The organism is Acetobacter aceti NBRC 14818 (assembly GCF_000193495.2).
GTDB lineage: Bacteria > Pseudomonadota > Alphaproteobacteria > Acetobacterales > Acetobacteraceae > Acetobacter > Acetobacter aceti.
On the sequence record NZ_AP023410.1, the window covers coordinates 421805 to 435714 of the forward strand.

A 13910-nucleotide genomic window follows, 5' to 3' on the forward strand; every position below is an offset into this window, starting at 1 on the left:
TCAACTTTTGGGTGAGTTTAAGCGTTTGTGCCATGAGTGGAAAGCTCGCACAGCAATACGGAAATCGTATGTCCTGTAGCGTTTAAAGTCGGTGAAACCGGAAAGGTTCACTCTGATCCGGATGTAGAGAGCCTGTAGAACAACAATAAAGATGCGGAGTTACCGGTCATGCGTATCGCCCAGATTGCCCCGCTCCACGAAGCCGTTCCGCCCAAGCTCTATGGTGGCACGGAGCGGGTGGTAGCCTTCCTTACCGACGAACTGGTCAAAATGGGGCATGATGTCACCCTGTTCGCCAGCGGTGACAGTGTGACATCCGCAACGCTGGATGCGGTGTGGCCCCGGGCGTTGCGACTTGATCCGGCCATCCGTGATCCGATTGCGCCGCACATGCTGCTCATGGAACGCGCCGCACAGCGCGCCGATGATTTCGATATCCTGCATTTCCATATGGATTACTGGCCGTTTACCTATTTCAGCCGTCAGAAAACGCCCTTTGTGACGACCATGCACGGGCGGCTTGATCTGATGGAACTCCAGCCGGTTTTCGATGCCTTTCCACAGGTGCCGATCGTCTCCATTTCCGACAGCCAGCGTCGCCCGCTACCGCAGGCGCGTTACGCCGGAACCGTCCTGCACGGATTGCCTGAACATCTGCTGACTCCACAGCCTGGACCCAGAGATTACCTAGCTTTTCTGGGACGTATCTGTCCCGAAAAAGGGATCGATAAAGCCATTCGCATCGCCCGCGCTGTCGGTATGCCGCTGAAAATTGCGGCCAAGGTGGACAAGGTCGATGTCGAGTATTTCGAGCGTGATATTCTACCGATGCTTGGAGATGGCGTCGAACTGGTCGGCGAGATCAATGATACGCAGAAATCGGCTTTTCTTTCCGGCGCGCGCGCCCTGCTGATGCCGATCGATTGGCCGGAGCCCTTCGGGCTGGTCATGATCGAGGCCATGGCCTGCGGTACGCCGGTGATTGCTTTCCGTCATGGCTCCGTGCCGGAGGTCATTGAAGATGGTGTCACGGGCGCTATCGTCACCAATGAGAAGGAGGCGATTGCGGCGTATTCCCGTGTCGAAAAACTCGACCCCGCCAGTATTCGACGTGAATTCGAGAAACGCTTCACAGCGCGTCGCATGGCGGAGGATTATCTGGCCATTTACCAGACACTGATTGAGGAACGGACTGGAAAGACCAGTCGTCAATGATGTCGGTTCTGAACAATGCTGATCCTATGCAATAACAGGAGCCTGACATGAGCACGTCTGGCTTGCCCTGCACGGAAGCTTACCCCAAGGTCTGGTTTTCGCGTCGGAGAGCTGGCGCTTATAGACAAGACGGGATGGGATGATCATGAAAAGTCGCCATATCTGGCATCCTCTGAGCTGGTTTTACAAGGACCGGCATCGTGACGATTCCGCCCCCGTTACGCCAAGCTGGCTCGACAAGTTCAATGATCGTCTGGCGATCCGGATGACCATCATTTTCGGCAGCATCTGGTGCGTCTATGCGTTCATGCTGTTTTCCCTGCTGCCGGTTTTCAAGCCGGAATGGCAGGGAGGGCTGCTCTATGTCAGCAATTCCATCCAGCTCGTGGCGCTTCCGGCTCTGATGGTGGGCAGCGCCATTCTTGCGCGCGGCAATGACCAGCGCGCTGCGGAAGACCACACGGCTCTTATCGAGATCCTCAGCGATGTGCGTGAAGAGGTCGCTCGTCTGCGTACGATGACGGCGAACATTGCCCAGCAGGAAACGCAGAACAGCGAAAGACCGACAGATGTGGTGTCGATTTCCAATGACGCCGTCATTTCCGTGAATGAGCCGGAACCTCCGACGGGCGGAGGGACCAGGGCTGGTGCCTGATAACCGGATCAGGTTCCGAAAAGGTGCAGCACAACTTCCCTTTGGTGCGGCGCACGCCGGTGCTCGAAAAGGTAAAGGCCCTGCCAGATACCCAGAGCCGGCTCGGAATCAATGATTGGAATACTGAGGCCGGATTGCGTCAGCATTGTCCGCAGATGGGCAGGCATGTCGTCAGCCCCTTCCGTGGAATGTCGGTACCGGCCGTTTTCTTCCGGAACGAGCGTTTCGAAAAACGTGGCGATATCGGCGCGTACAGTGGAATCAGCATTTTCCTGCACGGTCAGAGAGCAGGATGTATGCGGACACCAGAGCGTCAGTAGTCCTGTGAACACGCCTGTCTCGCGCACCCAGTCCAGAACGGGCTGGGTAATGGGAACAAGTCCCTTGCCCTGCGTTCTGAACGTCAGGCGATGGGTATGCTGTTTCATGGTCTGTCTCCCAGTCAGGCCGGTCGGATGGTGAGGGTCAGAAAGACCTGTTCATCCTGCTGGCGGGTCTGTGGGTTGATTGTCGGAACGGCTTTCCTTTTGTCCACCGAGACGGCCCGTGCAGCGGAAAGTCTGGACTGGCTTGCAGATCCCGGTGGCTGGAGTGGTCTGAAGAAACAATGGCAGAAAGCCGGTGTCGATGTCAGTATCGAGGATGTCGAGGAACTCTGGTCCATTCCGACTGGTGGGGCCTTGCCGTCCCAGCACTATGTCGGCCTGACGGATGTCGATGTCGTGCTTGATCTTGCAAGACTGGGTGGTAGCAGCGAACGTGACGGAGCCTGGGGCAAATTCGAGGTTAGCGCTCTTGATCTCAGAGGAAAGCCTTTCAGTAACTATCCTCTGTATGCGTTCAATCAGACATCATCCAGCGAGGCCGATCCGAACCTGCGGCTGTATGAACTGGCCTACAACTGGACCAGTGCAGGCGGACATATCGACACGCGGATCGGCAAGCTCGACCTGAGTCAGGACTTCATGGTCAGCACGACGGCGCAGACTTTCCTGAACGCGTCGTTCGGCTGGCCGATGCTGCCGAGCAACAACCTCTACGGACAGGGACCGGCTTCTCCCGTCGCCACGCCGGCGGTCCGTCTGCGTTACGTCTTCTCGAAGGGGTGGCAGGCACAGATCGCCGTGGCGGATGATAACGGCACCGGGGCAAAGTCTTTCATCAACAATACCGACCCATGGAACCAGAATCAGGATCCGGGCGGCACACATTTCAATTTCAAGACCGGCACGTTCGTGATTGGCGAAGTTGCGCATAACGTCAATCACGATGGGAAGACGGGAACATACAAGGCCGGTTTCTACGTCGATACCGGGCGTTTCCCGTTGCAGGCCAATCAGGATGTCAGTCGCCGTGGCAACTGGGAAGTCTATATGGTCATGGACCATACGCTCCTGAAGAATAGAGGAGCAGGCGAACTGCGCGGGTTCGTGCGGTGGGAATATACGGGGCTGGCTGACCGCAACCAGATTTCCTCTTCACTGGATGCGGGTCTCGTTCTCGACGGTCCTTTTCATCGTTCCGGCGACAATGTGGGAATTGGCTTTGGTTACGCGGCTCCCAGCCATTACCTGATGCTCCAGCGTCCGGATGGCTCGGAGCGGCATCATGGCAATGAATACCATCTCGAATTGACCTACGCTGCTCAGGTTCTGCCATGGCTGGTGGTGCAGCCGGATGTGCAGGGACTGATCAATCCCAGCGGTGGTGCCTATGATTCAGGAAAAAAAGTGAAAGACGCGCTGATTTTCGGTCTGCATATGGATGCGTCTTTCTGATCATTGAAACTGCGGCAATGTTTTCCCCTGCTGTGCAGACGGGCGCGATGTGGCACAAGGCGGTCCCTGATCTCGATAATACGCAAGGAACGGCATGATTACGCGCCTCTTTCCTGTCTGGGCCGTGCTGTTTTCCTATGCGGCGCTTGTCTGGCCGACAGTTTTTACGTCGTATGGCTGGGCCGTGACCTCTTTGCTGGCCTTCATCATGGTCACGATGGGCGTAACGCTCACGCCCAGCGACTTCCTCCGCATTGCCCGCAAGCCCAAGGCGGTCATTGCCGGGATCGGGCTGCATTACCTCGTGATGCCGTTGGCCGCGTGGCTGATCGCGACGATGCTGTCCATGCCGGAAGATCTGAAAACCGGCATGGTTCTGGTCGGCTGCGTCGCCAGTGGCACGGCGTCCAACGTCATCATCTATCTGGCGGGTGGCGATGTGGCGCTGTCTGTCAGTATCAGCATGGTCTCGACGCTGGTCGGGATTGTCGCAACGCCGCTGCTGACGCGCCTGTATCTGTCAGCGGATGTGGCCGTTGACAGTTGGGGACTGTTTCGCAGTCTGCTGATGATTGTGGCTCTTCCGCTTGTCGGTGGACTGGCGATCAATACATTCTTTCACAAGGCGGTTCGGCGGATTGAACCGGCTCTGCCAGTCGTGGCCATGCTGTCGATCCTGCTTATCATTGCAAGCATTGTCGCCAGCGTGAAACCGTCGCTGGCAGCGGTTGGTCCGCTCGTGCTGGTCGGTGTCATCCTCCACAATGCGACCGGTCTGCTCGGTGGCTACTGGGGCGGGCGTCTGCTGGGGTTCGATGAGGCGGTCTGCCGGACGCTGGCCATTGAGGTGGGGATGCAGAATTCCGGCCTCGCGGCGACGCTGGGGCGACTTTACTTTGCGCCGCTCGCGGCCTTGCCGGGCGTAATCTTTTCAATCTGGCATAATATTTCCGGCTCCATTCTGGCTGGCTACTGGAATGCGCATCCGGCCAGAAAAAGGACAGAAAGCGACTGAAAGAGTCGTGACCAATGCCGATTTAGCGCAGGCCGAGCCCTGATTTCAGACCTGCCGCATCTGTCTGCATTTCAAATCCGGGATGGCCGGGCTGAAAAAGCACGGACGATGAGAGGGGCCCAGTCACGACGGGATCAAAACCCGCAGCTTTCACAAGATCTTCCACACGCTGCACGGAGATCGCGTCATCTCCGGCCACCGGGATGGCTAGTCGGGGAGGCTCCCTGCCTGCCTCGGACGCCAGAACGCTCATGTCGATGGAACTGAAACCGCGAACGATATGCGCGCCGGGGAAATAGCGCTGGGTTGTCAGGCCCGCACCATCCCGGTCGGCAATGGAAGCGATAGAACCGTCACGGAACGGATAGAAATTGGTGGCGTCCAGAACGGTCTTGCCTTGGAGCAGAGGGGCCAGTTTTTGTCCGACATCCGGGATGGCGCGATAGGGAACCGCAAGCAGCACGACCGTTCCAAATCGGGCGGCTTCTTCGGGCGTGCCAGCGGAGGCGTTCGGTCCAAGGCTGGCGGCCAGTTCTTTCGCGTTACGTATATTCTGAGCTGAAAACATCACCTGATAGCCAGCCTTGATCCACAAACCACCGAGTGTGCTCGCTACATGCCCCGCTCCAATAATGCCGATTGTCGGGAGAGCATCTGCTGCACGGACAGGTTTTCCGGTCGTGGCGAGATCGGATAGCACTGTCAGGCCAGCCAGAAGAACGTGACGTCTTTTCATGATCGGTATCATCTGTTTCTTTATCCGTTCTTCGTGTTTTTGAGACCGAAAACAGGATCCGACTGAGGAAAAGGCAGGGTAGTCAGGCGACTGAGCTGTTCAGGCGTAGGCGCCTGCCGGACAATGTCGAAGCTTTGTTCGGGGGGATAAGCGCCGACCACCAAAAAATCATCGTCTGAAGACAGCTTCATGTGGCCGGTTCCTGCTGGTAGCAGGGCAATATCGCCGGCACGGACTTTGACCTGTCGCCCATTGGGGCCACCAAGCATCAAATGCGCCGAGCCACCTGCAAAACCGAGCACTTCATGCCCTTCTGTATGATAGTGGTGAAAGGAATAGACCCCATTGCGCCATTGGGGCGGCCAACCGTTCTGCTGGAACAGATTTTCAAAGTTTGCGGCAGGGTCTGGTCCGTCGATGGAAAGGGCGTTGCGATAGAGAACGACCGGCAGTTTCTGGTTGTTCGGAACCCAGTCATTTTTCTGAAGCAGAAAACTTTCGGTTCTGACAGGTGTGGCGGCTGCCGCTGACCGCACGCCACCTTTCCCCAAGGAAAGTCCCATTCCCGCCAGAATGGAATTGAAGACACGCCGTTCCATGTCGGTCACTCCCGCTCTGAATCCGGAACGCCAACATGGCGCGCTCAGTTCATGGCCACCAAATCAAATAATATTGTCAGGCGGGAGCAGGCTAAGATTGACTGCGGGCTTAGCCCTGTTTGGCTTCGCCGGGCGTCTCATGCGGGCGGGGAGTCATGGGAACGCTTTTCGGATCGATATTACGCAGGAAGCGTTCCGCCAGAGCGCCATAAAGCGGCTGTTTGCAGATCATCCTGGAGACACCGAAGGCCAGAAAGGAACTGGCGAGCAGGGCAAGCGTCACCTGCTGGTTGTCACACATTTCCATGACGATCACGGTCGCCGTTAGCGGAGCCTGCACAACGGCAGAGAAATAGGCCACCGTACCAAGCAAAACCACTGCACCCGGCGTCGTATGCGGCAGGAACTGGGCGACCCAGCCGCCCATGCCCGCGCCCACGGACAGGGAAGGTGCGAACAATCCGCCGGGAATGCCGGAACAGTAAGACACGATGGTGGCGATGAATTTCAGAACGAAATAGGAAGCAGGATAATGCTCTTCGCCGTGAATGATCGAGCGGGCCTGTGAATAGCCGGTGCCGTAGGTCATGCCGCCGGACGCCAGTCCAATGAGCGCCAGCACAAAGCCGCACAGGGCTGCGAAGGCAATTGGACGCTCAGCCACAAAACGTCCGGCTCGACCCGGCAATCCCTTGGAAGCGCGAATCAGAATGGCGGAAAAAGAGCCGCCGGTCACGCCACCCAGCAGCCCGCAGGCGATCACCGCCAGCCAGCTTACGCCGAGCGGCACAACGGAATCCGTGTGGCCGAAATAGCTGTAATTGCCCATCAGTGCGATTGCCGTGACACCGGCCAGCACCACGCCGGCGAGGACCACGCCGCTGGTCCGCTGTTCGAAGGAGTGGGCCAGTTCCTCAATCCCGAACACGATACCGGCCAGCGGTGTGTTGAAGGCGGCGGCCACACCGGCAGCGCCCCCCGTCAGCACAAGGGCGCGGCGTGATACGAGCTCTCCCATATTGAGATACCGCCCCACGGCGTTCATGATGGCGGCGCCGATCTGCACGGTCGGGCCTTCACGGCCGATTGACGCTCCCGCCACAAGTCCGAGACAGGTCAGCCCGACCTTGGCTGCTGCGATTTTCAGCGACAGGATGCGATCGACAAGCTTCTGGTCAGAGAGATGCATACAGGCGATCGCCTGCGGGATGCCGGAGCCCTGCGCACCACGGAAGAAGGTACGGGTCAGCCAGATCGACAGGGCCAGTCCGCCGGGTGTGACGATTAGCATCAGCCAGGGACTGTAGGAGATGATGAGATTGCGCAGATGCGCGGCCTGATCGGCGAGCGTCGCGAAGGTGATGGCTGCTAGCCCGACGACAATCGAGCCACCCCAGAAGATCAGTTTCCGTCGCCATTCAGCCGTAGTGATACGAGCTGTATCGCGGAAATGTCGGATGCGACCGGAGTGGGAAGCCATCGTGTATTAGTCAACTCATGTCTTGCGGCAGAAGTCCGGGTTCGACTCTACACAGTAAAAGGTCTTCGTCAGGGCTTACGCCCGACGCCTGCCTATTCCAAGCGCAAACCCACCCAATGGTTCCATTCCGGCAGGCCGGTGTGAGATTTTAATAACACCTTGTGGCGTGTGCGAGGACAATGCCGCTGTTCTTGGCCTTGTGTTCCGGTTCGACGTGAATGTTGATCACGCAACGTCCAAGCTCGTTACGGAGACCTGCTTCGATGCGGTCGCAGATATCGTGCACGACAGCGACCGTCATGGTGCCCGGGACCACCAGATGAAACTCGATGAAGGTGATTGCTCCGACTTCGCGGATGCGGATATCGTGCGCTTCAAGAGCACCTACGGCTTTTTCAGCGATCACCTCGTTGAGTTTGGCCAGCGTCGCTGAGTCAGGGGCCTCATCCATCAGGCCAGAGACGGATTGACGCAGCATCTCCCAGCCCACTCTCAGGACGTTGACGGCGATAAGCGCCGCAATGGCCGGATCGAGCCAGTGCCACCCGGTGAGCGGGATCAGGGCAAGCCCCGCCACCAGACCAAATCCGGTCCAGACATCGGAAAGCACATGTTGACCACCGGCGACCAGTGCAGGAGAGCGGATACGCCGACCGATGCGGAGCATGGTCAGACCCCATGCCAGATTGACGGCGGTGGCCACGCCATTCAAGGCTAGCCCGAACCACGGAGCGCCAACATTCTGGGGGTGGACAAAACCTTCGTATGATTCACGGGCGATCAGGAGAGCGGTCACCAGCACCATGGCGCTCTCGATAATCGCTGAGAGATACTCGGCTTTGTAATGTCCGTAGGTGTGATTGTCGTCAGCGGGTCTTTCCGCGAGGTGAATGGCCCATAGACCACCGATTGCGGCAGCGACATTGATGACGGTTTCAAGAGCATCAGATTTCAGGGCGATGCTGCCTGACACCGACCATGCGGCATATTTCAGTCCGAGAGCGACAAGACTGATACCGAGACTGACCCACGCAATCAGGTTCTTGCGTCGCTCGATCGTCTGTCCTTCCGATTCAGACACGGTCTGTACCGACGCAGTTGACGTCACACGCTTCGGTTTCGATCTGGATGGTTGTATGGATGATGCCGAAGCGTGTGCGCAGCATTTCGTTGGCAGTGTCCAGAATTCTCTGATCACTCCCGTCATCAGACGTCCGGACCAGATGCGCTGTCAGGGCTGTTTCCGTGGTGCTCATCGCCCAGACATGCAGGTCGTGCAGGTCGGTGACGCCGGGAAGGGCGCGGAAGAACCCGTCGATTTCGTTCATGTCGATCCCCTTGGGAACCGCATCGAGCGCCATATCGAGCGAATCCCGCAGCAACGACCACGTTGTCAGGACAATTAGCGCTGAAATGAGCAGACTGATGGCCGGATCAAGCCATTGCAGCCCCGTCAGCAGGACCAGCCCGCCGGTTATAACCACAGCCAGCGACGCCAGCGCGTCGGTCGCCATATGCAGGAAAGCCCCGCGAATATTGAGATCGTTCTTCTGTCCCTTCATGAGCAGAAGCGCCGTGCCGCCATTCACGAGAATACCGAGAGCCGCCACGACCATGACGGTCCAGCCGGAAACGGTTTCCGTGGGATAAAGCAGCCGCAGAACGGCTTCCCATGCGATGCCGCCGGTGACCAGAAGCAGGATCACGGCATTGGAAAGCGCTGCAAGAATGGAGGAGCGACGCAGGCCGTAGGTATAGCGTGCCGTCGGGCTTCTTCTCGCAAGATTGTGGGCCAGCCAGGCGGCTCCCAGCGCGAGAATGTCGGACAGGTTATGTCCGGCATCGGCCAGCAGCGCGAGGGAGTGTGAGAGAACACCCCATATGGCTTCAATCACCAGATAGGCGCTGTTGAGCACCATACTGATGGCGAAAATCCCACCGAACGTATCCGGCGCATGATGATGGTGGCCGAAAAGACCGTGATCATGGTCGTGATGATCATCGTGGTCGTGTCCATGATCATGCCCGCTGCAATTGCTCCCGTGATGATCGTGAGCATGCGCTGAATGGTCGTGATCCGTGTGATCATCATGGCTGTGATCATGGTCGTGGGTGTCGTGCGAACACTCTGAGCCGTGCATGGAAGCATCGCCCCCGTTTTTCTCTGGCGGGGTCAGGAGCAGAGATCCTGCGCACGCACGGAGGGGATGTTCACATTTTTCGCCTTCAGTACATCACGAACAATACGCAGCGTTTGGGCCAGAACTTCGTCAGCAGTCAGCGTGTCCGTCTCGATCTTGATAGCGTCCTCTGCCATACGCAAAGGGGCTGAGGCGCGGGTGCTGTCGGCGTGGTCTCTCTCGATGAGCGCGATTTCAACGGTGCGGACACGCTGGTCCCGGTCAGCCGCGTCATCAGTGCCACCGTTCTGAATGTAACGTCGGACAGCGCGGGCATATGGGCTGGCGGTGATGAAGAGCTTTACATCGGCATCCGGAAAAATGACCGTGCCAATATCGCGACCATCGAGCACGGCACCATTCTTGCGCGCAAACAGGCGCTGCATGTCGACAAGAGCCTGACGAACGGCATTGTCGCGAGCAACAAGGGAGGCGGCGGCATCGACATCCGGTGTGCGGAGGTCCGCGCGTTTCAGGTCAGCCAGCGAGAGGCCACGAGCGATGCTTTCTCCTGACGTGGAAGCGGGATCAAGCCCCGCATTGATCATCAGTCGCGCCACGGCCCGATACAGTAGGCCGGTATCGAGATGCGGCAACCCCAGAGCTTCAGCCAGACGCTTGGAAAGGGTGCCTTTTCCGGCCGCTGCCGGACCATCCACAGCAATGATGGGCGCCGATCCTGTCACCGGTCTTGTCATGGAGAAACATCCTTTGATCTGGTGCTGTTTTGTGGCGCGATACGCGGACAGGACTCTGGCGTCAATCTGCCTGTGAAACGGCGAGCCGCCTTCGTGGTGCGTTTATATCGAGGCTTGTTCGCCGCTGCCACGCTGAAATCAGAATTTTTGAACGATCGGATCAGAAGAGTGTCGGTCGATTGAAACTACGATGTCAGAGACCACATGAGGTGCAGACAGGGAGAGGCGAGTGGGACGTACACTGATAACCGTTGGTCTGGCGATTGTTCTGGTCGGAGTGAGGAAGGACTGATAGGGATAAACCGGCAGACAAGAGACCGATTTTCAGGTTGGGAAGACACTATGATGATCGCCAGCGATCATGGCCTGTCACGATGAGCAGTGAAGGCGGAAAGAACGTGCCTGCACGCGCAACCAGCTGGTCCTTGCGCTTTCGTTGGCGTGCTCTCACTCTGTGCGGCGCTCTGGCGGCCTGTCAGGCATCGCCGGTCGTCAGCACGAAACCGACGCCTCATACATTGGTTTATAGCTACATGATGGCGCATGGCATGGCGCGTGGAGCCGTGATGTCAGGTGGCATAACACCTCGCAGGCTCACTGAAATCATCGTGCTGGATCATGAGGCGCTGCTGGCCGTTGCGCGGGAAGAATCGCTGCCGAGTGACAGCAACATGCGTGCGGCGAACAAGGCGATCGAGCAGTTGATCGCAACGACGACGCCGGTAGATGGTGCACCGACCTCTCCGTCACCCGACACAAAATCGGCTTCCGGAGGGCCGTGAAGCGTATCAGTGAGAAAGGCTTTTTCTCACTGATACTGCAATATTCTCTCAGATTTCCTGTTTCACTGCAGGACGCGTGTCCTTGCGCAGGCGCTTTTCACCCAGAAGCAGCAGCAGTGGCGCTGCGATGAAAATTGAGGACGACGTGCCGACCACGATGCCGAACAGCATCACCCAGGCAAATCCGGACAGGCTTGCACCACCGAAGAAAGCCAGAGGCAGGGCTGCCAGAAAGACCGTGGTGGACGTCCCCAGCGTACGGCTCAGGGTCTCGTTGATGGAAAGATCAAGCAGTTCCCGCAGCGGCATGGTGCGATAGCGCCGCAGGTTTTCACGGATACGATCATAGACCACCACCTTGTCATTGGTGGAGTAGCCCAGAATAGTCAGGATCGCTGCGACCATCACAAGGTCGAACTCAAAGTGGGTCAGCACGAGAAAGCCCACGGTCTTGGTCAGGTCGAGCACCAAGGTGACGACTGCCGAGAGAGCGAACTCCCACTCAAAGCGGAACCAGATATAGGCGAGAATCATCAGCAGACTGATGCCGAGCGCCAGTAGTCCGTTGCGGAACAGTTCGGCTGACACGGACGCGCCGACCGCGTCGGCCCGCACGATGGTCGCGCCTGGCTGTGCTTCGGTGATGGCGTGGCGGACTTCATCGACAACCGCATTGGTGTTTGTCTGCTCGTTTGCACCCAGCCGGATCAGCACGTCATCAGGGCCGCCGAAGGCCTGAACCCCGTCGGTCTTGAGATTGTGCGCCGTCAGTGCGGTCCGGATCTTGCCGAAATCCGCTGGGCCATTCGTCTTGGCTTCCACGACGATGCCGCCACGGAAATCGAGACCAAGTGTCAGGCCGGGATGGAAGAACAGGATGACTGAAGCCAGCGACAGCACGGCGGAGGTTGCCAGTCCGACAAATCGGCCACGCATGAAGTTGATATGCGTATCCTTGCGGACAAAGCGCAGGAGGGGACGTCCGAACATGATGCGCCTCTCAGACCGGAAGAGTGGACGGACGGGTGAGGGCATACCAGCGCACCATCAGCATCCGAGAGAGAAGAAGGGTGGAGAACAGCGTCGTGGCGATGCCGATCGTGATCGTGAGAGCGAAGCCGCGCACAGGGCCGGTTCCGAACACGAACAGCATGACGTGCGCCAGAAAGGCCGTGGCGTTACTGTCCAGAACCGTGGCCGTGGCGCGCTCGAAACCGGCCTGCATGGCGGCCAACGGTGTGCGGCCACGCTTCAGTTCTTCACGGATACGCTCGATGATCAGGATGTTGGCGTCCACCGCCATACCGAGGGTCAGCAGCATGCCGGCCATGCCGGGAAGCGTCAGTGTCGCCCCGAACAGCGACAGAATGGCCAGCATTAGCACAAGGTTGGCGAACAGGGCGACATTCGCATACCAGCCGAAGCGGCCATAAAACAGCGCCATGAAGATGATCACCAGCACAAAGCCGACCAGCAGGCTGAGCGCTCCGGCCCGGATGGAGTCAGCCCCAAGCGATGGACCAATTGAGCGTTCTTCCACGACTGTCAGTGGCACGGGCAGCGCGCCCGCACGTAGCAGCAGGGCCAAATCTGTCGCCTGATGGGCATCGAAATTACCGGTGATGATACCGCTGCCACCGGTGATGGCCGTGCGGATCACTGGCGCTTCAATGATCTTGTTATCCAGCACGATGGCAAAGCGGCGACCCACATTGGCCTGCGTCACGTCACCGAAAGCGCGGGTTCCGACTGAATCCAGCGAAAAGCTGACAGCCCAGCCACCTGTCTGTTCGTCCGTCGTAGCGCCGGCGTTGGTGAGGTTCACGCCATCAACATCGACATGATTATGCACCGCGAGCGTGCTGTCCGGATGATCGGACAAGGGCAGTAGTGTGTCACCGGGAGGTGCGATCAGCGTGCCCGGCGGAAGTTCATCGACAAGTCGGAACGTCATCTTGGCGGTGGTGCCGAGCAGGGCTTTCACACGTTCCGGATCGCTGATGCCCGGAAGTTCGACGACGATGCGGTCTTCGCCCTGCCGCGTGATCTGGGGATCAACAGCGCCGGTGGCGTCGATACGACGACGGACGATCTCGATGGCCTGAGAGACGGCATCATGTGTCCGGACCCGCATGGCGCCACTGTCCAGCGTTATGGCAATGGTGTCGTCAGGACGGGTCGTCACTGAAAATTCGTTGGAAACCGTGCGGGGCAGATCTTCCAGCACTTTCAGATCCCGGTCCTTCTCGGAAGGATCGCGGGGCTGAAAGGTGATCTCGGCCTTGTCCGGATTGATCGCGATGTTGCGATATCCAAGGTTGGCGCTGATCAGGGACTGTCGCAGTGAGTCTGAGAGGCTCTGCAGACGATCATGCGTCAGCGATGAAAGATCGACCTGCAGGAGAAGATATGAGCCTCCCCGAAGATCAAGCCCAAGATGAATCTCTGGCCAGGGGATGGACGCCGCAGGTTTGCGGACAAAGTTGGGCACGCAGAGCAGAGCGCCAAGCAGGCACACCGCGGCCACGGAGAGCAGTTTGATCCGGCTGTAATACATCATTGCGTAGGCGACCGTTCTCCGTCTTGTCCGAAACAGGGAGCTTCTGCGAAGGCAACTGCCCCATTCTTGCTTCGTCCGGTACGTCTTTAGAAAAGCGGGCGGAAGATGCAAGGCATCGGAAATGAATGCAACCGCTGACAAGGCTTTCCCGCACAGGCTGGTTCATTGTTTTCGGGTGGTGTGGGGAGGAAAGAACTGTGTTTTTCTAAAAA

The 13910-nt window shown here is 58.3% G+C and carries 14 protein-coding genes; 5 read left to right on the top strand and 9 right to left on the bottom strand.

What is annotated here, in order from left to right; all coding sequences use genetic code 11:
- The first annotated feature begins 168 nt into the window (after positions 1-168).
- Both EMQ_RS01910 and EMQ_RS01915 read left to right on the top strand, forming a co-directional pair.
- A complete protein-coding gene (locus EMQ_RS01910; protein ID WP_010667733.1) occupies positions 169-1215 on the top strand; it encodes a glycosyltransferase family 4 protein in 1047 nt (348 codons plus the stop codon).
- A gap of 139 nt (positions 1216-1354) precedes the next feature.
- Positions 1355-1870, top strand: a complete 516-nt coding sequence (locus EMQ_RS01915; RefSeq protein ID WP_010667734.1) for a hypothetical protein — start codon at positions 1355-1357, stop codon at positions 1868-1870.
- 8 nt (positions 1871-1878) lie between these two features.
- Here the strand turns inward: EMQ_RS01915 and EMQ_RS01920 are convergent, their stop codons facing one another.
- Complete coding sequence (locus EMQ_RS01920; protein WP_010667735.1) at positions 1879-2298, bottom strand: secondary thiamine-phosphate synthase enzyme YjbQ; 420 nt, start codon at positions 2296-2298, stop codon at positions 1879-1881.
- On the opposite strand from EMQ_RS01920, the gene EMQ_RS01925 reads away from it, so the two are divergent.
- Together EMQ_RS01925 and panS are read left to right on the top strand one after the other, a co-directional pair.
- Entirely contained in the window at positions 2287-3648 is a 1362-nt protein-coding gene (locus EMQ_RS01925) for a carbohydrate porin (protein ID WP_018308549.1), read from the top strand. The genes EMQ_RS01920 and EMQ_RS01925 overlap by 12 nt on opposite strands.
- Before the next feature lie 94 nt (positions 3649-3742).
- Positions 3743-4663, top strand: coding sequence for a ketopantoate/pantoate/pantothenate transporter PanS (panS, locus tag EMQ_RS01930; protein WP_010667737.1), 921 nt, complete (start codon positions 3743-3745; stop codon positions 4661-4663).
- A 22-nt stretch (positions 4664-4685) separates the two neighbouring features.
- On the opposite strand, the gene EMQ_RS01935 is transcribed toward panS, so the two are convergent.
- From EMQ_RS01935 to EMQ_RS01965, 6 genes are all read right to left on the bottom strand, one after another.
- On the bottom strand, positions 4686-5411 hold the full coding sequence (locus EMQ_RS01935) for an NADPH-dependent F420 reductase (RefSeq protein ID WP_010667738.1): 726 nt from the start codon (positions 5409-5411) through the stop codon (positions 4686-4688).
- 8 nt (positions 5412-5419) lie between these two features.
- Positions 5420-5998 (bottom strand): cupin, encoded by a 579-nt coding sequence (locus tag EMQ_RS01940; protein WP_010667739.1) that lies wholly within the window; start codon positions 5996-5998, stop codon positions 5420-5422.
- Positions 5999-6107: 109 nt separating this feature from the next.
- Positions 6108-7478 carry a chloride channel protein gene (locus tag EMQ_RS01945; protein WP_010667740.1) on the bottom strand — a complete coding sequence of 457 codons (1371 nt, stop codon included), beginning with the start codon at positions 7476-7478 and terminating at the stop codon, positions 6108-6110.
- 148 nt (positions 7479-7626) lie between these two features.
- Entirely contained in the window at positions 7627-8559 is a 933-nt protein-coding gene (locus EMQ_RS01950; RefSeq protein ID WP_010667741.1) for a cation diffusion facilitator family transporter, read from the bottom strand.
- Positions 8552-9619, bottom strand: coding sequence for a cation diffusion facilitator family transporter (locus EMQ_RS01955; protein WP_231368018.1), 1068 nt, complete (start codon positions 9617-9619; stop codon positions 8552-8554). The genes EMQ_RS01950 and EMQ_RS01955 overlap by 8 nt, the downstream gene beginning before the upstream one ends.
- A gap of 32 nt (positions 9620-9651) precedes the next feature.
- On the bottom strand, positions 9652-10356 hold the full coding sequence (locus EMQ_RS01965) for a (d)CMP kinase (protein ID WP_010667744.1): 705 nt from the start codon (positions 10354-10356) through the stop codon (positions 9652-9654).
- A 374-nt stretch (positions 10357-10730) separates the two neighbouring features.
- Between EMQ_RS01965 and EMQ_RS01970 the strand changes: the two genes are divergently transcribed.
- On the top strand, positions 10731-11138 hold the full coding sequence (locus EMQ_RS01970; RefSeq protein ID WP_010667745.1) for a hypothetical protein: 408 nt from the start codon (positions 10731-10733) through the stop codon (positions 11136-11138).
- 48 nt (positions 11139-11186) lie between these two features.
- On the opposite strand, the gene secF is transcribed toward EMQ_RS01970, so the two are convergent.
- Together secF and secD are read right to left on the bottom strand one after the other, a co-directional pair.
- A complete protein-coding gene (secF, locus tag EMQ_RS01975) occupies positions 11187-12128 on the bottom strand; it encodes a protein translocase subunit SecF (protein WP_010667746.1) in 942 nt (313 codons plus the stop codon).
- A gap of 10 nt (positions 12129-12138) precedes the next feature.
- Entirely contained in the window at positions 12139-13695 is a 1557-nt protein-coding gene (secD, locus tag EMQ_RS01980) for a protein translocase subunit SecD (protein ID WP_010667747.1), read from the bottom strand.
- Positions 13696-13910 lie beyond the last annotated feature (215 nt).

Coding starts and splice junctions, on each gene's coding strand:
- EMQ_RS01910 (WP_010667733.1), top strand. CDS start 169: ATGCGTATCGCCCAGATTGCCCCGCTCCACGAAGCCGTTCCGCCCAAG.
- EMQ_RS01940 (WP_010667739.1), bottom strand. CDS start 5,998: ATGGAACGGCGTGTCTTCAATTCCATTCTGGCGGGAATGGGACTTTCC.
- secF (WP_010667746.1), bottom strand. CDS start 12,128: ATGTTCGGACGTCCCCTCCTGCGCTTTGTCCGCAAGGATACGCATATC.
- secD (WP_010667747.1), bottom strand. CDS start 13,695: ATGTATTACAGCCGGATCAAACTGCTCTCCGTGGCCGCGGTGTGCCTG.
- EMQ_RS01965 (WP_010667744.1), bottom strand. CDS start 10,356: ATGACAAGACCGGTGACAGGATCGGCGCCCATCATTGCTGTGGATGGT.
- EMQ_RS01920 (WP_010667735.1), bottom strand. CDS start 2,298: ATGAAACAGCATACCCATCGCCTGACGTTCAGAACGCAGGGCAAGGGA.
- EMQ_RS01945 (WP_010667740.1), bottom strand. CDS start 7,478: ATGGCTTCCCACTCCGGTCGCATCCGACATTTCCGCGATACAGCTCGT.
- panS (WP_010667737.1), top strand. CDS start 3,743: ATGATTACGCGCCTCTTTCCTGTCTGGGCCGTGCTGTTTTCCTATGCG.
- EMQ_RS01955 (WP_231368018.1), bottom strand. CDS start 9,619: ATGCACGGCTCAGAGTGTTCGCACGACACCCACGACCATGATCACAGC.
- EMQ_RS01935 (WP_010667738.1), bottom strand. CDS start 5,411: ATGATACCGATCATGAAAAGACGTCACGTTCTTCTGGCTGGCCTGACA.
- EMQ_RS01970 (WP_010667745.1), top strand. CDS start 10,731: ATGAGCAGTGAAGGCGGAAAGAACGTGCCTGCACGCGCAACCAGCTGG.
- EMQ_RS01925 (WP_018308549.1), top strand. CDS start 2,287: ATGCTGTTTCATGGTCTGTCTCCCAGTCAGGCCGGTCGGATGGTGAGG.
- EMQ_RS01915 (WP_010667734.1), top strand. CDS start 1,355: ATGATCATGAAAAGTCGCCATATCTGGCATCCTCTGAGCTGGTTTTAC.